This window comes from Deferrisoma sp., from assembly GCF_054681715.1.
In genome coordinates this window covers 1-23,277 of sequence record NZ_BAAHFQ010000046.1, presented here as the reverse complement: position 1 = coordinate 23,277, position 23,277 = coordinate 1, and the positions used below count along the sequence as shown (strand labels likewise).

Annotated in this window: 16 protein-coding genes; 1 reads left to right on the top strand and 15 read right to left on the bottom strand. The window is 71.0% G+C overall.

Translation table 11 applies throughout. The features are described from left to right. Nucleotides 1-417: 417 nt before the first annotated feature. The 3 genes from ACY0I8_RS08740 to ACY0I8_RS08730 form a co-directional block, all read right to left on the bottom strand. A complete protein-coding gene (locus ACY0I8_RS08740) occupies nt 418-2,193 on the bottom strand; it encodes a B12-binding domain-containing radical SAM protein (RefSeq protein ID WP_461394411.1) in 1,776 nt (591 codons plus the stop codon). A 237-nt stretch (nt 2,194-2,430) separates the two neighbouring features. Then, the gene (locus ACY0I8_RS08735; RefSeq protein WP_461394410.1) at nt 2,431-3,885 is read right to left on the bottom strand and encodes a class I adenylate-forming enzyme family protein; all 1,455 of its coding nucleotides are present in this window, start codon (nt 3,883-3,885) and stop codon (nt 2,431-2,433) included. After that, a complete protein-coding gene (locus ACY0I8_RS08730) occupies nt 3,861-4,802 on the bottom strand; it encodes a GNAT family N-acetyltransferase (protein ID WP_459943009.1) in 942 nt (313 codons plus the stop codon). The genes ACY0I8_RS08735 and ACY0I8_RS08730 overlap by 25 nt, the downstream gene beginning before the upstream one ends. A gap of 383 nt (nt 4,803-5,185) precedes the next feature. Between ACY0I8_RS08730 and ACY0I8_RS08725 the strand changes: the two genes are divergently transcribed. After that, a complete protein-coding gene (locus tag ACY0I8_RS08725; RefSeq protein ID WP_459943008.1) occupies nt 5,186-6,064 on the top strand; it encodes an N-acyl amino acid synthase FeeM domain-containing protein in 879 nt (292 codons plus the stop codon). Between the two features lie 281 nt (nt 6,065-6,345). Here the strand turns inward: ACY0I8_RS08725 and lpdA are convergent, their stop codons facing one another. From lpdA to ACY0I8_RS08665, 12 genes are all read right to left on the bottom strand, one after another. Further along, nucleotides 6,346-7,740: a dihydrolipoyl dehydrogenase gene (gene lpdA, locus ACY0I8_RS08720; RefSeq protein ID WP_461394409.1), complete on the bottom strand. Its 1,395-nt coding sequence runs from the start codon at nt 7,738-7,740 to the stop codon at nt 6,346-6,348. Nucleotide 7,741: 1 nt separating this feature from the next. Beyond that, on the bottom strand, nt 7,742-9,034 hold the full coding sequence (gene odhB / locus ACY0I8_RS08715) for a 2-oxoglutarate dehydrogenase complex dihydrolipoyllysine-residue succinyltransferase (protein ID WP_461394408.1): 1,293 nt from the start codon (nt 9,032-9,034) through the stop codon (nt 7,742-7,744). Continuing rightward, the gene (locus ACY0I8_RS08710) at nt 9,024-11,738 is read right to left on the bottom strand and encodes a 2-oxoglutarate dehydrogenase E1 component (protein WP_461394407.1); all 2,715 of its coding nucleotides are present in this window, start codon (nt 11,736-11,738) and stop codon (nt 9,024-9,026) included. Before ACY0I8_RS08710 ends, odhB begins: the two co-directional genes overlap by 11 nt. 509 nt (nt 11,739-12,247) lie before the next feature. Further along, nucleotides 12,248-13,165 (bottom strand): XrtA system polysaccharide deacetylase, encoded by a 918-nt coding sequence (locus ACY0I8_RS08705; protein WP_459943020.1) that lies wholly within the window; start codon nt 13,163-13,165, stop codon nt 12,248-12,250. 43 nt (nt 13,166-13,208) lie between these two features. Beyond that, nucleotides 13,209-14,906 (bottom strand): GspE/PulE family protein, encoded by a 1,698-nt coding sequence (locus ACY0I8_RS08700; protein WP_461394406.1) that lies wholly within the window; start codon nt 14,904-14,906, stop codon nt 13,209-13,211. A 126-nt stretch (nt 14,907-15,032) separates the two neighbouring features. Then, nucleotides 15,033-16,736, bottom strand: coding sequence for an XrtA/PEP-CTERM system-associated ATPase (locus ACY0I8_RS08695; RefSeq protein ID WP_459943018.1), 1,704 nt, complete (start codon nt 16,734-16,736; stop codon nt 15,033-15,035). A 22-nt stretch (nt 16,737-16,758) separates the two neighbouring features. Then, nucleotides 16,759-18,141, bottom strand: a complete 1,383-nt coding sequence (locus ACY0I8_RS08690) for a sugar transferase (RefSeq protein WP_461394405.1) — start codon at nt 18,139-18,141, stop codon at nt 16,759-16,761. Nucleotides 18,142-18,171: 30 nt separating this feature from the next. Further along, complete coding sequence (locus ACY0I8_RS08685) at nt 18,172-19,053, bottom strand: CpsD/CapB family tyrosine-protein kinase (RefSeq protein WP_459943016.1); 882 nt, start codon at nt 19,051-19,053, stop codon at nt 18,172-18,174. Nucleotides 19,054-19,082: 29 nt separating this feature from the next. After that, nucleotides 19,083-20,585: a porin family protein gene (locus ACY0I8_RS08680; RefSeq protein WP_459943015.1), complete on the bottom strand. Its 1,503-nt coding sequence runs from the start codon at nt 20,583-20,585 to the stop codon at nt 19,083-19,085. Continuing rightward, nucleotides 20,582-21,145, bottom strand: coding sequence for a polysaccharide biosynthesis/export family protein (locus ACY0I8_RS08675; RefSeq protein ID WP_459943014.1), 564 nt, complete (start codon nt 21,143-21,145; stop codon nt 20,582-20,584). The genes ACY0I8_RS08680 and ACY0I8_RS08675 overlap by 4 nt, the downstream gene beginning before the upstream one ends. Nucleotides 21,146-21,169: 24 nt before the next feature. Then, nucleotides 21,170-22,564 (bottom strand): sigma-54-dependent transcriptional regulator, encoded by a 1,395-nt coding sequence (locus tag ACY0I8_RS08670; RefSeq protein WP_461394404.1) that lies wholly within the window; start codon nt 22,562-22,564, stop codon nt 21,170-21,172. A 366-nt stretch (nt 22,565-22,930) separates the two neighbouring features. After that, the coding region (locus tag ACY0I8_RS08665; protein ID WP_461394403.1) for a peptidylprolyl isomerase at nt 22,931-23,277 on the bottom strand (347 nt) is incomplete at its 5' end.

Below are 23,277 nucleotides of genomic sequence, written 5' to 3'. Positions count from 1 at the left end.
GTTCGTCGGCCCGTGGGTTCGTTCCACGCTTCCTCCGGACGCTCGGTCGCCCTCACGCCCTTGCGCTTCCCTTCCCTCGTCGTGACCTACTCGGGGGAGGACTTTCACCTCCAAGCCAGTGCCCATGCCGGGCGTACAGAAAGGGCGTCGCGGCTTGGAAGCCGCTCCCACAGGCTGGGACAGCCGCTGACGCTGGAATCCCAAAGGATTTTCGCGTCCTAGCATCCCAGCCTCCCAGCGTCCTAGCAGGAAGTTACTTGGAAGGTCGGCAGGGTACCCGGACCCCGGACAAAGCGAAAGGAGGTAGGGCTTAGGCGGGACCCTCCGGACCGGGGAGCCCACGACGCGCCCGACGGCGCGCCCCCCTCGTGACTCCGGGCCCGATGGGCCGGGCTCCCGGACCCTGGCGCGCCCTCCTCAGGCGGCCGTGACCGACGGCGCCCGGGTGGCTTCGAGGGAGAGGCGGGCCAGCCGGCGGCTTTCGGCGTTGATCCGCTCCGACACCCCGAACAGGGTCCGGTAGTCGCAGGACACGATGTCGAGGAGGGTTTCCCGTTTGAAGGCCTCGGCCCCCTCCCTGCCCTCGTATCCGGCGGCCCGCAGCATCAGGAAGTGCTCGTCGGAGATGTCGGTGGGGATGCCCATCGCCTCCACGGCCTTCCGAAACCGGCCGCACTCGTTGAGGAGGTCCACGAAGCTCCGGCCCTGGAGCCCCACCTCGAGCCGGGGCCAGAGTTCCGGGGGTTTGTAGAGCACGTATTCGTACTCCATGGCCGAGGGGATCACCGACTCGTCGAACTCGAACCCGAACCGCTCGCGCTCGGTGTACCAGCGGCTGTGCTTGAACGGCCCGGGGGGAGTGACCATCACGGAGTCCGGCCCGAACTCCCGCAGGAGTTCCAGGTTCGCTTGGAACACGTCCTGGTCCGTCACGCCCTCCACGAGGGGGGTCGGGTAGATCAGGGCCAGCGACACGTCCACGTGGATCCCGGTGCGCCGCTCGGCCTCCCGGATGGCGCGGGCAGTGGCCACCAGGTCGGCCCGGGTCACGCCCTTGTTCATGACCACCTCATTGATCCGGTCGTGGCCGGTCTCGCCGCCGATGAACACGGCCCGGAGCCCCGAGCGCGCCATGATCTCGTACTGCCGCACCACCCGCTCGAACACCTCGGGGTTCGAGGCGTTCCGCACGGCCCGGCTCCCCATGCCGTAGCGCACCTGGAGGCCCGCTTCGAGGATACCCTCGGCGATCCGGGCCCCGAAGGCCGGGGGGGTGTCGGAACCGGCGAACCGGAAGATGCCCACGCCCTGGGCCACCATGGCCCGCATCTCCTCCACCACGTCCTCCACGGGCCGGGGCACGTACTTCTTGTAGAAATGGGGGTGGACGCAGAAGTGGCATTTGCCCCACGGGCACCCGAGACTTTCGAGGAGCACGTGGATCCGCACCTTGCCGGGCCGCTCCCCATAGCGGGGCACGGCCTTCTTCACGAGCTTGACCGGCCGCTTTCTTCCCTTGCGGATCCCGCCGTCGGGGACGCGCCAGATGGCGTTCTCGAACCGCCTGCCGGCGATGGCCCGTAGGAGGTCCTCCCGGGGCGCCCCGGGCATGGCGTCCAAGAGATCGAGGATCTTCGTCAGCGCGAACTCCCCCTCCCCCCGGATGGCCAGGTCGAAGGGGCTCCGCCGCAGCACCTCCTCCTCGTACAGGGTGGCGTGGTAGCCGCCGGCCAGCAGGAGGACGTCCGGGGCCCGCTCCCGCACCAGCTCCGCGAACCGCCGCGCCCACCCGAAGGCCTCGCCGTACCACAGCTTCACGCCCACCACCGGGACCCCTTCCTCCACGACCCGCCACGCCAGATCGCTGAGCCGCGCTTCCATGGCCCGGCGCTGGAGGGCCGACTGGGCCTCCTGCAGGGCCACAGTGGCCGCGCCCACCGCCTTGACCCACCGGGGCGGGGGGCCCTCGCCCCTCCGGCCCAGGAGGAACGCATAGGTGGGCCGCAGAAGCCGGGCGATCGGCCCCACGGCGAGCCGGCGGAAAAAGTCGTCGGTGGCCCAGTCCTCGAGCCAGACCTCGTGGCCGTGCTGCTGGAGGTGGGTCGCCAGCACCCCGAGGCCGTTGTCGAAAAAGGTGTCGCTCGCCGACCGGCGGCGGGTGGTCAAGGAGTTCCACAGAAGGATCCGGGCCATGGTAGTCCTCGCGTGGTCCGTTTGGGCTGGAAAGCTGGGAGGCCGGGAGGCCGGAAAGCTCCCGGCTCCGGCCGGAAGTCCCCCGCCCCGCTTCGGGCGGCGCCCCTCTGGCCGCCTCGGCGGCCCCCGACACGTCTCCTCCGGGCCGGAGGGACGCGCCCGAAGGCTTCCGCGAGCGGGCGTCGTCCCCCTCCCCTTCGGCCGGAGGGCCGCCGGGCTTGAGGGGCAGGGCGCCCGTCACCCTACCGCGAGCTTGTAGCTTCCGGTCTTCGGGGCCTCGGGCTCCATCGCGACGCGGCACGCCACGGGCGCCTCGCGGGCCAACCCTTCCGGGTCGATCCGGCAGCCCCGAGCCGGAACCACGTGGAGGAGGAACCCGTCCGGGGATCTCCCCACCCAGGCCAGGGCCACTTCCGGCCGGGCCTCGGCCCAGTTCCATAGCGTCCGGGCCTCCGGGGAAGGCACCCGGCCCTCCCGGCCCAACACGTGGAGGTACCCGTCCCCGTCCAGGAACCCGAGGTCGCCCGTGATGTAGTACCCCTCGGACCGGGTCGCGGCCGTGAGGTCCGGCCGGTTCCAGTAACCCGGCGACACCGTGGGGCCCCGGACCCGGATGGACCCCGCCTCCCCGGCCGGAAGCGGCCGGCCCTCGGGGTCGGTGATCCGCAGGTCCACGGCCCGGGTGGGACGCCCGGCCGTCGCCAGGAGCTCCTCGCGCAGATGCTCTTGGGGGTGCAGCAGGCACACCGGCGGGAGCGCCTCGGCCATGCCGTACCCCTGCTGGAGCACCGGCCCCAGCACCCCGAGGGCCTTGCGGATCCGAGCAGAGGGAGCGCCCTCGGTGCCGTAGATGACCGCCCGGAGCGATCGGGTATCACTGCGGGCGGCCCGCACCGCTTCCACGAACTCCGCGAGCATGGTGGGGGTCAGGAAGATCCGGGTCACCCCCCGGGTCTCGACCCACTCGGCGGCCCGGTCGGGGTCCCACGCCGGAAGGAACAGGTTCCTCGCCCCCGACAATACGGCCGGCAGGATCAGGGTGGAGCCCGCCGTGGCCAGGGGGATCGCGTGGAGGAACACCTCGTCGCGGCCCACGGGGGTGCGGTTCTCCCGCAGGGCATGGTAGAGGCTCGCCCCCCATCCCCGGCCCGTGCTCATGACCCCCTTGGGCTCGCCGGTCGTGCCCGAGGTGAAATTGATCGTTACGAGCCCGTCGGCCGAGCGGGGCACGGGGCTCGGGAGCGGCTCGGCCGACCCCAGGGCCCGCTCGTACGCCTCCCGGTCGCCCGTGAGGGGATCCACCAACAGGCCCGGGACCCCCGGGAGGACCTTCGGCCGAAACCCTAGATATGCCCGCGCCCCCACGGACTCGGCGATCCAGCCCAACCGGTCGTCCCCGGTGCCGGGCGGCACCGGCACGGCCACGGCCCCAAGCCACAGGCAGGCGAGCCGCGCCTCCAAGAAGGCGGCGTCGTTGGGGAGATCGATGACCACCCGGTCCCCCGGGCCCACCCCGGAGGCGCGCCAGGCCCCGGCCAACCGCCGCACCCGCTCCCCCAACCGGGCGTAGGTCGTGCCATCCCCGAGGGCCGGCCGCCTCGCGTTCTTCCGAAACGCCGGCCCCAGCAGCCGGTGGGGGAGCCCGGCCGCCCGGATGATCCCGAGGGTCAGCGCCTTTCCGAGGACGCCCATGGGGCCTCCTGCCGGGCTTCCGCCCAGGCCCGGTACGCCTCCGCCGAGGGAAAGCCGTGGGCCTTGGCAAACCCGTCCCGGTCCTCCGGCCGGGCGCGGTCTAGGGCTCCCGACCGAACCGCCAGGTCCCACGCCGTCGCCGGGTCGAGGGCCGGCCGGCGCTCGCCCCCCTGGAAAAAACCGTGCTCCAACCGGAAGAAAAACCGGCCCAGCCCGAACATCCGGTCGCTCTCCCTCATGGCCTGATCGAGCCGTTCCGGCAGCCGGTTCAGGTCGAGCTGAAGCGGCACGGCAGGCGCCCCCCGCACGGAGTCGTAGGGCTTCACCTCCCCGAACCGTTCGAAGAGGTACAGCCGCTCGTAGAACGGCACGTGCCGGGGGTTCACGGTGATCACCAGGTGGTCCACCCCCCGCTCCCGGGCGTAGTACAGGACCGCCTGGTGCAGCAGCCAGAAGAGCCCCCGCCGCCGCCCCTCCTCGTCGATCAGGAGCCACCGGTACCGAGAGTCCACGGCCAAGGCCGACACCTCGGCCAGCCGCGCCCCGGCCCCCCGGAACGCGGCCAGCTCGTCTCGGTAGAGCACGTCCATCGGAAGCCCCATCCCGTCGGGACTGTCGAAGATGAGGCTCACCGTCCCGAGGATCCGGGTCTCGTCCCGGGCCAGGAACACGAGTGTGGAGGGTACGAGCTGGTGGAGCGTGGCCCTGAGCCCGGACGGATGGGGCTCGGCGTACCCCATGTCCACGTACACGTCGTGGACCATGCGGAAGGCGGTCTCGAACTCCTCCCTGAGTTCCGCCACCTTGACGTTGGGTTTCTGGATGCCCCGGTCCGGAGCCATCCGGATGCTGCGCCGCCGATCCCTGCGCAGTTCCTCGGGCACGGCCCCGATCACCTGCTTCTCCCGTTCGTTCACCGGCCCTCCCGTCTCTCAGTCGGCGCACAAAAACGTGAGCCAAACCTTGCGGCCATGTCCTTTTTCTGTACACTTCCCCGACATCCCGGCCCAAAGGGCGGAAGGTGTCAGCCTGCCCGAGGCAAAATCGGAACGCAAGGCGGATTTCCTATGGACAAGACTTTTCCCTCCCGATACCCTGCCCGCGTTCCCCCGTGCCACCCGCTAGGTGTTTCGTTTGGGGGACACCCGCCCGGCTCGGGTTCCGAAACCGTTCCCCCCGGGCCGCGGCCGGGGACGGTTTCCCGGGCTTTTTAGCCCAAGGCGGTGGGGGCACGGCGCATGCATGCCGGGGGGGCTTTGATCCGATTGGCCCTCGCCGACCATCCCAGGAGGATCGCCCCATGATCGCATCGGCGTGCAAGAAGGCCGAGACCCTGCTTCGGGTTCCGCTCTCGGCCGGCCCTTCCGCATCCCCGGTCCGGTTTTGCCAGGCGTCCCGGTGGCCCGAGCTCCGGGGCGCCTTTTCGCTGCTCTATAAAAACTACCTGGCCAAGGGCCTCCTTCGCCCCGACCCGGTGGGGCTCCGGTACACCCACTACAACCTGCTGCCCGAGTCCGCCACGTTCGTGGCCGCGACCCCGGCCCGGACCCTGGCCACCTTCAGCCTGATCCCCGACACCCGGTCCTTCGGCCTCCCCATGGACACCCTGTATCGGGAGGAACTCGACCGGCTGCGGACCGGGGCCCGGCCGGCGGAGATCTCGGGGCTCGCCGTGGCCCCCTCCTACGAATCGGTGAGTTTGCTCCTGATCTTGAACCTGGTGCGGCTCATGTACCACTACGCCGGAAAGATCGGGGTGACCGACCTCGTGGTGGCCTGCCATCCGCGCCACGCCCGCCTGTACACGAGGCTCTTCGGGTTCGAGCAGATGGGCCCCCTGCGCACGTACCGGGCGGTCAACGACGCCCCGGCCGTGGCCCTGCGGCTATGCCTGGCCGACGCGGAGGAGCGGTACCGGGCCGAATACGGCGCCGGCCAGGGGCTTCACGGTTTCTTTTTCCGGCAACTCGTGGCCCCGCCCAACGAGCCGCTGCGGGCCGGGGCCATGGACCCCGCCGCGGCACGACAACTCCTGGCGCTCCGGCCGGAACTCGTCGAAGCCCTGGAGGCGGGGGACCCCGGCCTCGTGGGCCGACTCACCGGCTGGCACCTGCCCACGGCGCGCCGGTTCCTGCCCGAGGCCCCCACAGGCTGGATGCCCGCCTTCGTGGCGGCGTGAGGGGCGGGTAGTCCGGGAGACGAGGGGGTACCCCGCCCTCGTGCGAGAGCCCCGTTCGCGTCCCCGTGGCCCCACAACGCGCAGGGCTGCGGGCCGGGTTCGCCCCCAACGGTGGAGCCGCAGCCGTGTCAGGGACCGGTGCCCAGAAGACGGAGGGCAGGGGTTCCCCGACATCTGACATCTGAATTCTGCCCCCTGGATACGGCAGCCCCCCCGGCGGCTCGGGCGGGAGGTTGCGCTGACCCCGCAAGGATTCTTACCACCCGGCCTCCCCGCCCGAATCAGCCCGCTCCCTGGGCCATGCGGCAGGCCTCCCAGACGGCCTCGGCGAAGGTGGGGTGGGCGTGGGCCGTGCGGGCCAGATCCTCGGCGCTCCCGGCCATCTCGAGGGCCAGCACGGCCTCGGCGATGAGGTCCGAGGCCCGCGGGCCCAGCAGGTGGACCCCCAGGAGCCGATCGGTTTTCGCGTCGGCGAGCACCTTCACGAAGCCCTCGGCCTCCCCGGCGGCCAGGGCCCGGCCCGACGCGCCGAACGAGAACACCCCCTTCCGAAAAGGGAGGCCCCGGGCCTTCGCCTGCTCCTCCGTGAGCCCCACGCCCGCGGCCTCCGGGTGCGTGTAGATCACCCCGGGGATGGCCAGGGGGTTCACCCTGGCCGGGATCCCGGCCAGGTTCTCCACGGCCGCGATCCCCTCCATCATGGCCTTGTGGGCGAGCATGGGCCCCTCCACCAAATCCCCCACGGCCAGGACCCCCTCGACCGGGGTCCGAAACGCTCCGTCCACCGGGATCCTCCCGGTCTTGGGGTCCGGCGCGAGACCCACCGCCTCGAGCCCGAGGCCCTCGGTGGCCGGCCGCCGGCCCACGGCCACGAGCACCCGGTCGGCCTCCCGTTCTTCGACGCCTTTCCCCTCGGACTCCAGGGTCAGGCGCACCCCGTCCGCCCCCGTTTCCGCCCCGGTGACCCGGGTCCGGGTCAGGATCTCCAAGCCCTGCTTCCGGAGCGCCCGCTCGAGCCCCCGGGCCACCTGGCCGTCCATGCCGGCGGCCACCCCCGGCAGGAGCTCCACCACGGTCACCCGAGCCCCGAGCCGGGCCCACACCGAGCCGAGCTCCAGGCCCACCGCCCCCGCCCCCACCACGACGAGGTGTTCGGGCACCGCCGGGAACGACAGCGCCTCGGTGGACGACACGATCCGCTGCCCGTCCCACGGGAGCCCCGGGAGCTCCACCGGCACCGATCCCGTGGCCAGCAGCACGGTTCGGGCTTCCAGAACCATGCGGTTTCCGTCGGGCCCCGCGACCTCCACCCGTCCCGGGCCGGCGAGCCGACCCTCTCCCCGGATCACCTCGACGCCGGCCCGGTCCAGCAGCTTTCGCACCCCGTCGGTGAGCCGCTCGACCACCGCCTCCTTCCGGGCCATCATCGCTCCGAGGTCGAGGGTGACGCCGTCCACGCCGATGCCGTGACCGGCGAGGCCGGCCCGCAGTTCGGCGTACCGGAGGCTCGAATCGAGGAGCGCCTTGCTGGGGATGCAGCCGACCCGCAGGCACACGCCCCCGAGCCGCTCTTCGCGCTCCACGCAGGCCGTCCGGAGCCCCAACTCGCCGGCGCGGGCCGCCGCCGTGTATCCGCCAGGCCCCGCCCCGATCACCACGAGATCGTAGCCGGCCATCCTACACCCCCAGGAGGAGCCGGGCCGGGTCCTCCACCCGCTCCTTGATCCTCACGAGGAACTGCACCGCCTCCCGGCCGTCCACGATCCGGTGGTCGTAGGTGAGCGCCACGTACATCATCGGCCGCGCCACGATCTCCCCGTCCACCACCACCGGCCGGTCCTCCACCTTGTGGAGCCCGAGGATCGCGCTCTGGGGCGGATTGAGGATCGGGGTGGACAGGAGCGACCCGAACACCCCTCCGTTGGTGACCGAGATCGTGCCCCCCTCCAGGTCCGAGAGTTCGAGGCGGTTTGCGCGGATCTTCTCCACGAACCCGGCGATGGACCGCTCGATCTCCGCCAGGGTGAGCCGCTCGGCGTGGCGCACCACCGGCACCACGAGGCCCCGGTCGGACCCGACGGCCACCCCCACGTGGCACCCGTCCGGGTACACGATCTCGTCCCCCTCGATCCGGGCGTTGAGCCGGGGGAACTCGCCCACGGCCTCGGCCAGGGCCTTCACGAAAAACGAGGTGAGCCCCAGACCCACGCCGTGGACCTCCCGGAACGCCTCCTTGTACCGCCGCCGGAGTGCCAGCACCCGGGCCATGTCCACCTCGTTGAAGGTGGTGAGCATCGCCGTGGTCCGGGTCGCCTCCACCAGGCGCTCGGCGATCCGGCGGCGGATCGGGCTCAGGGGCTCGCGGCGCTCGCCCCCTTTCTCCCCCCTCGGCTCCCGAGGGGGACCGGGCTCCGGCTCGGGGGATCTCGGCGGGGGCGCCCCCGCGGCCGGGGCTCCCTCCAGGTGGGCCAGCACGTCACCCTTCGTGAGGCGCCCCCCGGGCCCGGTGGCGGGAATCGCCCCGGCCTCGAGCCCGTGCTGGGCCACGAGCCGGCGGACCGCCGGGGAGAGCGGCTCCTCCGGTGGGGGCTCGCCCGGAGCGACGCCCTCCCGTGGCGCCGGGGACGCGGCGGCCGGCGGTTTCTCCGGCTGCGGGGGGGCCACCGTCTCGGGGGGCGCCGACGGCTCCTCCGGTGCCGACCCGGGGGCCTCCTCCGGCCGGGCGGCCACCCCGGCCCCCTCCTCGATCCTCCCGACCACCTGGCCCACGGTCACGCTCGTGCCGGCCGGCACCAGGATCCGGAGCACCCCGTCCGCCTCGGCCGCGACCTCCAAGGTGATCTTGTCGGTTTCGAGGAGGAACAGGGCCTCGTCCTTCCGGACCCCGTCCCCGTCGGCCTTGAACCACTCGGCGAGCACGGCCTCCTGCACCGACTCGCCCACCTGGGGCACCCGGACCTCAACCGCCATTGTGCGCGCCTCCTGTTCCGTCGGCCGGACCACCGCCTCCCAGGGCCTCGGCCACGATCCGCGCCTGCTCCTCTTTGTGGATGAACGAAAACCCCGTGGCCGGGCTCGCGGCAGGGGGCCGGCCCACGTACCGCGGCTCCGCCCCCACCAGGTCGCGCAGCAGCGGCGCCACAAACCCCCAGCCCCCCATGTTCCGGGGCTCTTCCTGGACCCAGACGGGCTCGGCCCCGGGATACCGGGCCAGGACCCCGGCGAGGTGGTCGGCCGGGAAGGGATGGAACTGCTCCAGCCTAACGATCGCCACGTCAGCCCGGCCCTCCGCGGCCCGGGCAGCGGAAAGCTCGTAGAAGACCTTCCCCGAGCACAGGCAGACCCGCTTCACCCCGGCGGGATCGGGCGCGGCCGGATCGTCCAGCACGGGGCGAAAGCCCCCTTGGGCGAGGTCCTCGAGCCCCGACACCACCTCCGGGTGCCGCAGCAGGCTCTTCGGGGTCAGGACCACCAGGGGTTTTCGGTACGGCGCCTTCACCTGCCGCCGGAGCGCGTGGAAGTACTGGGCGGGGGTGGTGGGTTGCACGACGATGAGGTTCTCCTCGGCGCACAGTTCCAGGAACCGTTCCGGCCGGGCCGTGGAGTGGTCGGGCCCCTGGCCCTCGTAGCCGTGGGGCAGGAGCATCACGAGCCCGCTCCGGCGTCGCCATTTGGCCTCGCCGCTCGCCACGAACTCGTCCACGATCACCTGAGCGCCGTTGGCGAAATCACCGTACTGGGCCTCCCAGACCACCAGGGCCATGGGGTCCACCAGGGAGTAGCCGTACTCGAATCCGAGCACCCCGGCCTCCGTGAGCGGGCTGTCGTAGGCCCGAAACGGCGCCTGGGCGCCCGCCAGGCGCTCGAAGGCGCAGTAGGGCTCCCCGGTCTCCCGGTCGAACCACACCGCGTGGCGCTGGCTGAAGGTGCCCCGGCGGGTGTCCTCGCCGCTCAGGCGCACCGGCACCCCCTCGAGGAGAAGGGAGCCGAACACCAGGGCCTCGGCCCCGGCCCAGTCGGTGCAGCCCTCCCCCAGGGCCGCGACCCGCCGCTCCAGAACCCGCCGGAGGATCGGGTGCAACCCAAACCCCTCGGGCGGCGACCACAGATCCTTCCCGAGACCCTGCAGGATGTCCACCGGCACGCCGGTGGGGACGGGATCCGGCACATACCGGCTCCCGATGCCCTCCCACCCGGGCCAGGGTTCGGGAAGCACCCAGCGGCACGGCTCGGCCCGGGCGGCCTCGTAGGCCGCCTCGAGTTCGGCGTCGGCCGCCTCCCGGAGCGCCGCGATCTCCTCGTCGGCGAGGATCCCCTCGTCCCGGAGCCTCGCGCCGTACAGGACGGCCGCCGGCGGGCGCTCCCGGATCCGCTGGTACATCAGGGGCTGGGTGAAGTAGGGCTCGTCCCCCTCGTTGTGGCCGTACCGCCGGTACCCGACGAGGTCCACCACCACGTCCTTGCCGAACCGGTCCCGGTAGTCGGCCGCCAGGCGGCCCACCCACACCGCCTCCTCCGGGTACTCGGCGTGCACGTGGAACACCGGGGCCTCGATGGCCTTGGCGAGGTCGGTGGCGTAGCGGGTGGACCGGGCCGCCTCGGGAAGCGTGGTGTACCCGATCTGGTTGTTGAGCACGATGTGCACCGTGCCGCCCGTCGTGTAGCCGTCCAGCCGGGAGAGATTCAGGGTCTCGGCCACGATGCCCTGGCCGGCGAAGGCGGCGTCGCCGTGGACCAGCACCGCCACGGTGGCCTTGCTCCCGCCCTCCCGGTCCTGGAACGCCCGGACGATGCCCTCGACGACGGGGTTCACGGCCTCGAGGTGACTCGGGTTTTCGGGCACGGTCACGGCGACCTCCCGCTCGCCGTACCGGACCCGTCCCCGGTAGCCCTGGTGGTATTTGACGTCGCCCCCCCCGGGCAGGGCCTCCGGGTCGTAGGTGGCCTCGAAGGCGCACAGAACGTCCCGGAGGTCGCGCCCCAGGAGGTTCACCTGGAGGTTCAATCGGCCCCGGTGGGCCATACCCAGGACCACGTGCCGGGCCCCCCGGGCCCCGAGCCGCAACACGAGGGCCGCCACCAGGGGCAGCAGGGCTTCCGTGCCCTCCAGGCTGAAGCGGGTCTGGCCCGGGTAGCGCTTCTGGAGGAACTCCTCGAAGCTCTGGGCCCCCACGAGGAGCTCGAGCACGTGGCGCCGTTCCGGCTCGGTGAGGGGAGGCCGGGGGCCCTCGATCCGGTCCCGGAGCCAGTCCCGCTCCTCCGGATCGGTCACATGGGCCACCTCGAACCCCACGGGGCCGCAGTAGGTCGCCCGCAGCCGGCCCAGGACCTCGCCCACCGGTTCCGGCCCCCGGGTGACCCCCGGCACCTCGACGGCGCGGTCCAGGTCCTCCGACCCCAGCCCCACCGCGGCCGGTTCCAGGAGCGGATGGGACACCGGGCACTCGGCCAGGGGGTCGAGGCACGCGAGAAGGTGCCCGAGGGATCGGTACCGGTCCACCAGGGCGAGCACCCGGCACAGGAGATCGGGTTCGGTTCCCCCCGGCCGCCCCCCCGCGAACTCGAACCCCTCGAAAAAGGCCCGCCACTCCGCCGACACCGAGGCCGGATCGGCCCGGTAGCGCTCGTACTGGGCCTCCACGAAGCCCGCGCTTTCCAAAAACCCCTCGCCCATGGTCTCCCCTACGGCTGAAAGGAAAACGACGCCGCCTCAGGATACCCCCCGGGCCCGCCGGCGCAACCGGGCTCCCGTGACAGGTGCCAGAAGACAGAGGACAGGGAGTTCTCTGACCTCGGATACCAGGTTGCGTTCAAACAGACGCCCATCCCGGGGGCCCGGCAAGGGGCCTGGTTCCGGCCGTGCGTGAGTGCGGCATCCGGCTTACGCTGCATCCGGCACTCAGCCCGGCGGCTCCATGAACGGCGGAAACACGACCGTTGGCGAGCCATTGGTGGGCTCATGGCGAGGGAGACATCGGCTGAGTGCCGGATGCAGCGACTGTAGGAGCCACGCCCGGCGCTCCGCCAGGCCCCTTGCCGGGCCGAATTTGGTATGACTTCTGAATTCTGGCCCCTGATACGGCAGCCGCTCCCACAGGTTGGGACAGCCGCTGACGCTGGAATCCCAAAGGACTTTCGCGTCCTAGCGTCCTAGCGTCCCAGCGGGCAGCCAGCTCCCGGGGCTCAGCCGCCGGCCGTTTCGGGGACCACCTCGCGGATCGGGGCGAAGGAGAACTCGGAGAGGAGGCGCCGCAACCGGGGCTCGGTGCGGCGGAGGTTGAGGTAGTGGCGAAACCGGCTCTTGAGCCCGGCGCCCTCGATGCGGGGCTGGTCGGGGTCGAGCTCCCAGGGGTGCACGTAGAACACGAACGGCCGGCGGTCGGCCCGCAGGATCCGCCGGAGGGCCCATCGGGTCACGGCGTAGGGCAGCAGCCGGAAGTACCCCCCGCCGGCGGCCGGCCAGTTGCGGCCCAGGAGCCTCACCGGCGTCACCGGCACTTCCAGGAGGCTCGGGCTCCCCGGCTCCGCGCCCGGGTCCAGGGGCACCCAGTTCCCGGCCCCTTCCCCCTCGAGTCGCTCCAGCCGAAACGGGAACCGGGGCCACTCGGCCAGGCCGTAAAGGTCGTGGCGCACCGGGAACACGCTGGAGTCGTACGTGAAGCCGGCTTCCAGCAACTCGTCGAAGGCCCACAGGGTCGTGGGGCCGATGGAATAGCTGGGGGCCCGGTACCCCCGGACCTCCACCCCGGCCAGGTCCTCCAGGAGCCCCTTGGCCCGGCGGACGTCGTCGCGAAACGCCTCCCGGGTCAGCGTGGTCACCCGGCGGTGGCCGTACCCGTGGCAGGCGATCTCGTGGCCGGCCGCCGAGATCCGGCGCACGAGGCCCGGGCACCGCTCGGCCACCCATCCCAGCACGAAAAAGGTGGCCCGCACCCCGAACTCCGCGAGGACCTCGAGCACCCGGTCGGTATTGCGCTCGACCCGGAGCTCCCGGGCCTCCCAGGTCTCCGGGGGGCATACGGCCTCGAAGGCCGAGACGTGGAAGTAGTCCTCCACGTCCACGGTGAACGCGCTGGGGAACGAGGGCGAGGGCTGGGGCAACGAATCCGTCCTTGGCGACCGGGGCACAGGGCGAGGGGGCCGGCTACTTGATTCCCCGGACCTCCTCGTAGGTGGTCATGCCGTCCACGGCCTTGGTGAGGCCGTCCTCGATCAGGGTCCGAAATCCGTTGGCCCGCGCCGCCGCCGCGATCTCCTGGGCCGAGGCCCCGCCGAGGATCAGCTGGCGCATCTCGTCGTCCGGCACGAGGAGCTCGAACACCCCGATCCGGCCCCGGTACCCGGTGCCCCCGCAGGCCCGGCAGCCCACGGCCCGGTAGAGGTGGGGGTTTTCCCGGCCCGTGGCCCGGCGTAACTCCTCCTTGACGGGCTCCGGCGGGTCGAACGACTCCAGGCACTCCGGGCACAGCCGCCGCACCAGGCGCTGGCCCAGCACGGCGGCCAGGGCCGAGTAGAGCATGAACGGCGCCACCCCCTGCTCGAGCACGTGGGGAATCACGCCCAGTGTGTTGTTGAACACCATGCGGGCGAACACCAGGGTCCGGCCCAGGGCGGCCTCCACCACGGTGGAGAGGACCTCGGTGCTCGGCACCTCGCCCACCATGAGGTAGTCGAGATCCTGCTTCACGAGCGCCTTCAACCCCTGGGCGAAGGTGAGCCCGGCCCGCTCGTTGGGCTCCGCCTGGTTGATGTCCGCGAGCCGGTTCTTGATGGGATTTTCGTAGGTGAAGGTCACCCGGTGGGGGCTCTTGAGCGCGTTCAGGCTCGCGTAGATCGTGGAGGTCTTCCCGCTGTCGGGCGGCCCCACCACGAGCACCAGCCCCCGCTCGGCCGAGATGACCCGGCGGTACGTCTCGAGCATCTCGGGGGTCATGCCGAGGTTCTCGAGCCGGAGCTCCTCCTTGGAGAAGGGCTGCTGAAACGTCAGGACCACCTGCTCGCCGTTTCGCACCGGGAAGGTGGCCACGTCCACGTCGTAGAACTGGTCCTCGCTGCGCACCCGGAAGTACCCCTCCTGGGGCAGGCGCCGCTGGAGGATGTCCATCCCGCTCAGGATTTTGAGCCGGTTCACGATGTTCTGGGCGTACTCCTTCGGGGGGGTCACCAGGGTCTCCAGGTGGCTGTTCACCCGCAGCTTCACCTGGACGGCCGACTCCTCGGGCACGATGTGCACGTGGGTGGCCTTCTTGTCGAGGGCCGCCAGGAGCACCGAGTTCACGATCTTGACGATCGGGGCCTCCGAGGCCGACTCGAGGGCGTCCTCCAGGTTCTCCTCGGCGGTCCGCTGGAACTCCTGGGGCGTGATGATCTCCAGTTCCCGCTGGGCCTTGAGGTCGAGGGCATCCTCCCACTTCTCCGATTTGGGGAAGAGCTCCCGGAGTTTTTGCTTGATGCCGTACATGGACGAAACCACCGGCGCCACCCGAAGCCCCGTCATGAACCGCAGTTCGTCGATGACCCGGTAGTCCTGGGGGTTGGCCATGGCCACCGTGAGCGTTTTCTCGTCCCGCTCCACCGGCACCACGTAGTTCTTCTTCATGAACCGTTCGGACACGAGCTCCACGAGTTCCCGGGGCACCTGGTACTTGGCCAGGTTGATGGCGGGGACGGCGAGCTGGCGGGACAGGAGGTACTCCAGGTCCTCCTCGGTCACGTAGCCCTTCTTGATCAGGATGGAGCCCAGCCGCTCGCCGGTGCGGCGCTGGTCGGCCATGGCCTCGGCCAACTGCTCGCTCGTGATGATCTTGAACTCGATCAGGAGCTGTCCGAGCCTTTTTCGCATGGTGCCAGCCTCTCTACGCTGGGCGGCGAGGCGGCTGGTCGGCGCGGCGGCCAAACCCCGGCCGAACCGGAGGACCGCGGCCAATCCTCACCTTCGTCGCAAGACATGGCGATCCCCCCCTCTCCCCTACCCCTCGGCCGCCTCCTCGTCGGGGGGCGGCGCGTCGGCCGGCCCGTCCTCTTCGTCCGGAGCGAACCCTTCCTCCTCGTACGGCCCATCCTCGCCGACCCGGCCGGCCGGGCGGAAGGTCTCGAACACGGCCCGGTGCTGGCGGTAGAGGAAGTCCACCACCCGCAGCAGATCCTCGCGCAGGTGCTCCATGGCCTCCCGATGGGCCGCGAAGGAAAGCCCGTTGGGCGGGGGTTTTTCCAGGAAGGCGCTGGCGCCCGCCTCCAGGACCCGCCGCCGCACGGGCGAGAGGTCCACGTCGCTCAGGTACACCAGGGGCACGTGGGGGAACCCCTCGGCCAGGTACCGCACGGTTTCCCGTTCGGCCCCGTTCGGCCCGCTGCCCACCACCGCCACCGAGAACCAGCCCGCCGATCCCTCCTCGGCGAGCGCCTCTTCCAGGGCCTCCAGGCTCTCGAATTCGTCGTACGCGACCCCGTAGGCCTCGAACCACTCGCAGGCCTCGTTTCGGACGCGGGGATCCGGGTCGAACAGGAACACCTTGGGCTCCGGGAACTCCCACTCGCCCCCCAGAAGGCCCCTCCGGGCCTCCTCCAGGAGCCGCATCCGGCGCTTCCACTGTTCCTTGAGCCGGGCGAGCCTCTCGTTGAACTCGGCCTCCCGCCTCTCCACCTCGGCGAGCCGGCGGCGAAGCTCCTGCTCCAAGGAGGCGAGGGCCTGCTGCTTCTGCTTGAGCTTCGCCAGGACGGCCGGGTTCGCGCCGGGGCCCGGGGCGGCCCGGGAAAACCCGGACGCCACGGCCGTGACCTGGGCCTCGAGCCGGTCGAGCCGGCGCCGGAGGTCCTCGTCGTCCTTGGCCTCCTGCGTCGGGGGGGCCTTCCGGCCCTCCTGGTCCCGCCGCACCTGCTCGGCCACCTCCCGGATCAGGGCCGGGCCCAGCTCCCGCTGGTCTTCCACGTACCCGTGCAGCAGGGCCGCGTCGCAGAGCACATTCACAAGCCGCGGGATCCCGCCCGTGGCCTCGTGGATGATCGGGATCACCTCGGTCGGGAACACGGGGGCCCGCTCGGGGTCGGTCACCACGCGGCTCAGGCGGTGGTGGATGTACTCCCCCACCTCGCCGACGCTCAGGGGGCCCAGGTGGTAACGCACCGTGATCCGCTGGCGCAGCTGCTCGAGCTCGGGGCTGTCGATGAGGTCCCGGAGCCCCGGCTGGCCCGCCAGCACCAGGTGCAGGAGCTTCACCTTCTCGGTCTCCAGGTTCGAGAGCATCCGGAGGCCCTCGAGGGTGGAGACCGCCAGGTTCTGGGCCTCGTCCACGATCACGACGCAGTTTCGGCCCTCGCGGTAGCGGGCGATCAGGAACTCGTTCAGGGTGCTCAGGAGCGCCGTTTTGGAAAGGCCCCGGGGGTTCAGGCCAAAATCCTCGAGGATGAGCTCCAGCAGTTCCTTGTAGCTCACCCGGGTGTTCGTCACCTGGCTCAGGACCAACGAGTCCCCGAGGTTCCGGACCAGGGTTCGCAGGAGGGTGGTCTTCCCGGCCCCCACCTCCCCCGTGACCATGACGAACCCGCTGCGGGACTCCACCCCGTAGGTCAGGTGGGCCAGGGCTTCCCGGTGGTTCTTACTCAGGTAGAGAAAGTCCGGGTCCGGGGTCAGGGAGAAGGGTCGTCCCGACAGCCCGTAGAACTCGGTGTACATGCCGCGTCACCCCGCGCCGGAGCTACTTGGCGCCCTTGCCGAACAGGACCACCTTGACGGTCTCGAGGATGATGGAGAGGTCCATCCAGAACCCCATCCGCTTGATGTAGTACAGATCGTACCGGAGCTTCTCCAGGGCGTCCTCCTTGGTGGAGCCGTAACTGTACTTCACCTGGGCGAGCCCGGTCACCCCCGGCTTCACGGTGTGGCGCTGGACGTAGTAGGGGATCTCCCGGGCGAGCTGCTCCACGAAAAACGGCCGCTCCGGCCGGGGGCCCACGAAGCTCATCTCCCCCTTGAGCACGTTGATGAGCTGGGGGATCTCGTCGATCCGGGTCTTGCGGATGATCCGGCCCACCCGGGTGACCCGGTCGTCCTTGTCCCGGGCCCACACCGGGCCGGTGTGGGCCTCGGCGTCGGTGCGCATGGACCGGAATTTCAGGACCTCGAACCGCCGGCCCCGCTCCCCCACCCGCTCCTGGCGGAAGAACACCGGCCCCGGGGAGTCGAGCTTGATGGCCAAGGGCACCACGGCCCAGATGGGGGCGGAGAGCACGAGCCCCAGGAGGCTCGCCGTGAAGTCCACGACCCGCTTGATGAGGAGCACCACCGGGTGCTTCGAGAACCCCTCCGAGAAGATGAGCTGGCTCGGCCGCAGGTGCTCCACCAGCATCTTCCCGGTGAGCTCCTCGTAGAAGGCCACCCCGTCCAGTACCGGCTTTCCGGAGAGCCGAAGCTCCAGGAGCTCCCGCACCGGGAACTTCCCCCGCCGCTCCCCGATGGCCACCACCACCCGGTCCACGTCGCTCCGCCGGGCCACCTCGAGGAGATCCTCGAACCCGCCCAGAACCCGGGGCAGCCCGTCCCGCCCCCTGGCCTCGTCCGGGTCGGCCGCGAGGCATCCCACCACGTGGAACCCGAGAGTCTTACGGGCCTGGGTCTCCCGGTACACCTTGCGGGCCAGGTCGCCCGCCCCCACGAGCAGGATGCCCACGGAGAGGCCCCGGCTCGACAAGACCGCCGTGTACGCGAGGCGCCACAGCACCACCACCCCGATCACGATCCCCACGAACAGGACGAAGATGCCCCGGCCCAGGATGAGATCGGGGTACAGGTAGTAGGCGAACGCGAGCAGGATGCTCGCAACCCCCAGGGCCTGCAGAAGCCGCACCATGAGCTCCCGGCGGCTGTTCAGCACCCGGAGCTCGTAGAGGTCGTGGTAGTAGAACGACACCTGGGTCACGAGCACCACGGCCCCGACCCGCAGCCACTCGAAGGGGTCGTTCAAGAGAAACCGCACGTCGCCGCCGAACCGCAGGGCCATCGCGGCCAGCACCGCGGCGAGGATCAGGACGTCCTCCACCGCAAAGAGCGTGAAGTGGCGAAGCGTCAGGGTCCGACGCATCGGCTCTCCCCCGGGGCGTTCCCGCGCGGGTCAGTAGTACTTGTAGTAGTAATAGCCGGCCCCTCCGTACCCGTACCCGTAGCCGCTCCGAAGGCTCTCCACCCGGTTTAGCACCGTGCCGAGGAGCTTCTCCCGGGGCACGGCGTCCACCGCCTGCTTCACGAGCCCCCGGTGGGTCTTGTGGGCCCGGACCACCAGGAGGATGCCGTCCACCGCGTCGGCCACGAAGTTCACGTCGCTGATGGGGTGGAGCGGCGGGGTGTCGAGGATGATGTAGTCGTACTCCGTGCGCACCCGGGCGATGAAATCCTCGAACTCGGGGCTCGCCAGGAGCTCGGCCGGGTGGCCGTCGACGGCGCCGGCCGTGATGACCGAAAGCCCGTAGAACGGGGTCGTCCGCACCACCTCCTCCAGGGCCGCCCGGCCGTGGAGGAGGTCCCCCAGGCCCGGGGTGCCGGGGAGCCCCAGGAGCCGGTGGATCCGGGGGCGCCGGAGGTCGGCGTCCACGAGGAGCACGGCCTTCGTGGCGTCCTGGGCGAGCACCGCGGCCAGGTTCGCCGCCGTGACGCTCTTTCCCTCCCCCTTGAACGCGCTCGTGATCACCAGGGTCTGGATCCGGCCGTCCAGGTTCGCCCGCTCGATGCGGCTCCGAAGGCCCCGGTACTGCTCGGCGATCACCGACATCGGCTTGTGGAGCGCCACCACGTGGGGGTCCACCCCCTTGAGGTTCTCGGGATCGGGGGCCTGGGTCACCACCACGCCGGACCGCCGGCGGCGCCGGACGGGCCGGCCCGGAACGCCGGCCGCGGGGGGCTCAGGAGCCGCCACCGCGGCCTCGGCCGCCACCGCCGGCCCCGGCTCCAGGGCTCCTTCCTTTCCCGCCTTCTCCAACGCCTTGAGGATCTTGCTCATCCGTCTCCTCGCTTCGATTGGCCCGGACGTCACCAGGCCGCGCTCAACTGGGCCGTGACCCGGTTTTCGTGGTAGTCGTCCTGCGGGAGGTCGTCGTAGCGTTCCCGGTCGTGGGTGAGGCTCACCCGGACCGACCAGACGCGGCCCCAGGCCCACCGCACGAACCCGTTCCAGCGATGGCGGCGGAAGCGGTCTTCGGCCGCGTCGGACATCCGCCGGGAGAATCGGTAGCCGGCGCCCCAGAACCCGCCCCGGCCGACGCCCGCCGACAGGTCGGCTCCGGCCGAGGCTTCCCAGTAGTCGTCGTCGGCCGCGCCCGCCCCGTCCACCCGGGTCTCCGCGTCCACCACCGAGGCGGAAACCCGCGAGGTGAGCCGCCGGCCCCACCGGGTGGACAGCGCCCCGCTGGCCCGGCGGGTCTTGGTGAGCTGGGTGAACTCCGTGCGCGACGAGGCCGGCTCGTAGGACCACCCCTGGGACACCCCGATCGTGCCCGAAGTGTACTCCGAAAACCGGTGGCTTGCGTCGAGCCCCCAGGTCACGGACCGCTCGTCCCCGCCCTCGTCGGGCCGCACCCACTGGTACCCCACCCGAGCCGAGGTGGTCGTGCGGGCCGACCACGACCGGCTCAGGCTCACCGAAACCCCGTGGCTCCAGTACCGGTCCCCCTCGTCCGGCAACCCCCGGTCCACCGCGTAGGACACGCCCACCGTGGTCGGCCGCGGGTCGGCCAGGGGCAGGAACGTCCGGCTCCATCCGACCGTCCCGCTGTGGTTGTCCCGGCGCTCCCCCGTGCTCACCTCCTCGGTACGGCCGAACCCGTACCCCAGGCTCCATCGCCCGGCCCGACCCCCGCCCCAGCCGAGGCCGGCCGAGGCCCGGTGCGACCGGGTGTCCTCTCCCTCGGCGTCGTCCGAGACGTAGTTGCGGTACGAAAACCCGTAGGAGGCGTTGTGGGTGGCCGAGGCCCCGAGGCGCCAGGTGTACCCGGCCGAAAGCGCGTACTCGTCGGACCGGTTCCGGAACCCCGCCGCCACCCCGGTGGGCCCGCCGCCGAATCCCTCCTCCAGATTCTGGCTGACGTGGCCGTTCACGTACGTGGTGACCCGGGGCGAGGCGATCCACCGCACCCCACCGGCCAGCGCATGGGTCGTGGTGTTCTCATCGGACACCGCGGAGCTTTCGTAAAGCCCCGTGCTCAGGCGGTAATCAAGTGATCCGAGGAGCCGCGGGGACCGCCGCTCCCAGCCGAGCCCGAGGGAACCGTCGGCCCACCAGGCGTCCCGCCGCTCCCGATCCTGGTCCAGGTTGTCGGTGTAGGTGAGCCCCACCCCGGCCGAGAGCCGCCAGCGCGACACCGCGCCCGTCGGGAGGAGCCCCTCCACCCCGGTCTCGTAGCCCCCGTAGTCCAGGAACTCCCGATAGCGGGTGAGCTGCCGCTCGAACGGATCCGGCTCGGCCGGCTCCGCCGCCGGCGCCGCCGAGGCCGTCAAAGCCCCCACCAGGGCGAGGATTCCCGCGGCCCGGATCATGGCACCACGATCACGTCACCGGGCCGGAGCACGAAATCCCCCTCACCCCTCTTGAGGATGGCCCCCGCGTCCACCGGGGTGCGGGTCTCCTTGCCGTCCACCCACCGGATGAGCATCACGCTGTCGGTGTCCGCAAACTCCTGGAACCCCCCGGCCATGGCCAGGACCTGGAGGAAGGTCTTGGGGCTTCGGAGCTTCATGGCGCCGGGGCTGTTCACCCGCCCCAGGAGGTAGATGGTGTAGCTGTTGATCTCCACCAGGCTCACCGTGACCACGGGGTCGGTGTAGTACTCCTTCAGCCGGGCCGTGAGCTCCTCGGTCAGCCCCTGGAGCGTCAGGCCCTCGACGAACATCTCCCCCACCAGGGGCAGGGTGATCCGGCCGTCGGGCCGCACCCACACCTGTCGGGACACGTCCGGGTTCTTCCACACCTGGATGTCGAGGACGTCCTCGATGCCGATCCGGTACGGGGGCCGCTCCACCACGACGTCCGCGGCACCCCACGCCGTCGCCGCCCCCAGAAGCACGATTCCCACCACCGCCGTCCACACCCGGCCCATCGCTTCCTCCTCTCCCGGTTCGGCCTACTCCAGGCCGGTTTCCCGAATCTTGTACAGGAGCGCCTTGTAACTGATGTCCAAAAGCTCCGCGGCCTTTTTGCGGTTCCACCGGGTATGCTCGAGCACCTTCTCGAGCACCCGACGCTCGGCCTCCCGGGCCGCCTCCCGCGACACGTCCTTCAGGGTGCGGCCCTCGTATTCCGAAAAATCCGGCACCTCGTCGGCCGGTGCCGCGTCCGCGGACTGCGCGGCCTGGCGCCGGTGGTAGCGCATCTCCTGGCGAACCCCCTCTAGATCGCCCACGATCACGATGCGTTTGACGTAGTTTTCGAGCTCGCGCACGTTGCCGGGCCAGTGGTACTCCTTCATTTCCTCCAGGAGTTCCGCCGGGATCTGCACCCCGGGCCGGCCGTACTGCTTGGCGAACCTCCGGCAGAACTGGTCGGCCAGGTACGGGATCTCGTCGGCCCGCTCCCGCAGGGGCGGCAGCACGATGCTCACCACGTTGAGCCGGTAGTACAGATCGGTGCGGAAGCGCTTCTGGCGGACCTCCTCCTCGATGTCCCGGTTCGTGGCCGCCACCACCCGCACGTCCACGGGGATCGGGCCCTTGCCGCCGAGGCGGGACACCTCGTGGTCCTGGAGCACGTGGAGCAGCTTCGCCTGCAGGTCCACGTGCATCTCGGTGATCTCGTCGAGGAACACGGTGCCCCCGTCCGCGTACTCGAATTTGCCCTTCTTCGTGCGGTGGGCCCCCGTGAAGGCCCCCTCCTCGTACCCGAACAGTTCGCTCTCCAGGAGGTTTCGGGGAAGGGCCGCGCAGTTCACCTTGACGAAGGGCGCCTTGGCCCGGCTCGAGCCCTCGTAGATCGCTCGGGCGAGCAGATCTTTCCCCGTGCCGCTCTCCCCCCGGATGAGCACGGGGATGTCGGTGTCGGCGATCCGGTCCACGATCGCCTGCACCTCCCGCATCCGCCGGCTGTGGCCGAACAGGAGCTGGTAGGCCCCTCCGGTGGCGAGTCGGTTGCGAAGGGTTCGCACCTCGGCCTCGAGCCGGATCCGGTCCCGGAGCCGCACCAGGGCCGCGTCGAGGGCGTCGGGCTCACAGGGTTTCTCCAGAACCTCGAACGCCCCCAGTCGCATGCACTCCACCACGGCGTTCACGTCGCGCCGGCCGAGGAGCATAAGCACCAGGGCCTCGAACCCCTCGGTGCGCACCGTGGTGAGCACGGACCGGCCGTCCATGTCCGGGAGGCTCATGTCCACGAACACCGCGTCGGGCCGCAGCCTCTCCACCATGTCCAGGCCGTCTCGCCCGTTCGTGGCGTGATACACCCGGAACCCGTCGTTCTGGCAGGCGGTCCGAAGGTGGTCCGCGGTGAGGCCGTCGCCCTCGATGACCAGGATGCAGGGATTCATGTCGTGAGAGTTTGCTCGGAAAGGTGGGGGCCCGAAACACCAAACGAGGGCCGAGTCTGCAATACGCATGCCAGGAGGCGGGACCCGAGCAGGGAGGAACCGCTATCCGCCCACGGTCCCCCGGGGGCCCTCCACCCCGGCAACCCGGCGCGTCCCGCCGGGTTTGGAGGCCCGCAGCGGCTCGTCCCGCACGGTTCCCGGCCCGAAGGCGGCCGGCGGAAACGAAGCGCCCCGGCAGGGAACCAAAGTTCCCAACCGGGGCGGAGGTGGCGGAAATGGATGTTTGTGTTACAGGGTGGGAAAACTTTTTCCCTCGACCCCGGAGCGACGGTCGGCGATGCGTCGGTCACCCCGGGCCGGAGGCGGTCAGGGGTTTGCCTTGGGCGCCCCCTCCAGGATCTCGGCGGCCTCGATCACCACGGGTTCCTTCGGCACATCCCGGAACCCGCGGACGGTAGCCGTGGGCACCGCGGCGATGGTGTCCACCACGTCCATGCCCTCCACCACCCGGCCGAACACGGCGTAGCCGTACCCCCGGGGCGTCTCGTCCCGGTGGTCCAGGAAAAGATTGTCCTTGAGGTTCACGAAAAACTGGGAGGTCGCGCTGTCCACGACCATGGTGCGGGCCATGGCGACGGTGCCCCGCCGGTTCGAGAGCCCGTTGGTGGCCTCGTTGGGGATCGGCGGATGGGTGGGCTTGGGCTGGAGATCCG

Coding starts and splice junctions, on each gene's coding strand:
- ACY0I8_RS08700 (WP_461394406.1), bottom strand. CDS start 14,906: ATGCGAAAAAGGCTCGGACAGCTCCTGATCGAGTTCAAGATCATCACG.
- ACY0I8_RS08735 (WP_461394410.1), bottom strand. CDS start 3,885: ATGGGCGTCCTCGGAAAGGCGCTGACCCTCGGGATCATCCGGGCGGCC.
- ACY0I8_RS08670 (WP_461394404.1), bottom strand. CDS start 22,564: ATGAATCCCTGCATCCTGGTCATCGAGGGCGACGGCCTCACCGCGGAC.
- odhB (WP_461394408.1), bottom strand. CDS start 9,034: ATGGCGGTTGAGGTCCGGGTGCCCCAGGTGGGCGAGTCGGTGCAGGAG.
- ACY0I8_RS08680 (WP_459943015.1), bottom strand. CDS start 20,585: ATGATCCGGGCCGCGGGAATCCTCGCCCTGGTGGGGGCTTTGACGGCC.
- ACY0I8_RS08695 (WP_459943018.1), bottom strand. CDS start 16,736: ATGTACACCGAGTTCTACGGGCTGTCGGGACGACCCTTCTCCCTGACC.
- ACY0I8_RS08685 (WP_459943016.1), bottom strand. CDS start 19,053: ATGAGCAAGATCCTCAAGGCGTTGGAGAAGGCGGGAAAGGAAGGAGCC.
- ACY0I8_RS08675 (WP_459943014.1), bottom strand. CDS start 21,145: ATGGGCCGGGTGTGGACGGCGGTGGTGGGAATCGTGCTTCTGGGGGCG.
- ACY0I8_RS08725 (WP_459943008.1), top strand. CDS start 5,186: ATGATCGCATCGGCGTGCAAGAAGGCCGAGACCCTGCTTCGGGTTCCG.
- ACY0I8_RS08740 (WP_461394411.1), bottom strand. CDS start 2,193: ATGGCCCGGATCCTTCTGTGGAACTCCTTGACCACCCGCCGCCGGTCG.
- ACY0I8_RS08710 (WP_461394407.1), bottom strand. CDS start 11,738: ATGGGCGAGGGGTTTTTGGAAAGCGCGGGCTTCGTGGAGGCCCAGTAC.
- ACY0I8_RS08690 (WP_461394405.1), bottom strand. CDS start 18,141: ATGCGTCGGACCCTGACGCTTCGCCACTTCACGCTCTTTGCGGTGGAG.
- lpdA (WP_461394409.1), bottom strand. CDS start 7,740: ATGGCCGGCTACGATCTCGTGGTGATCGGGGCGGGGCCTGGCGGATAC.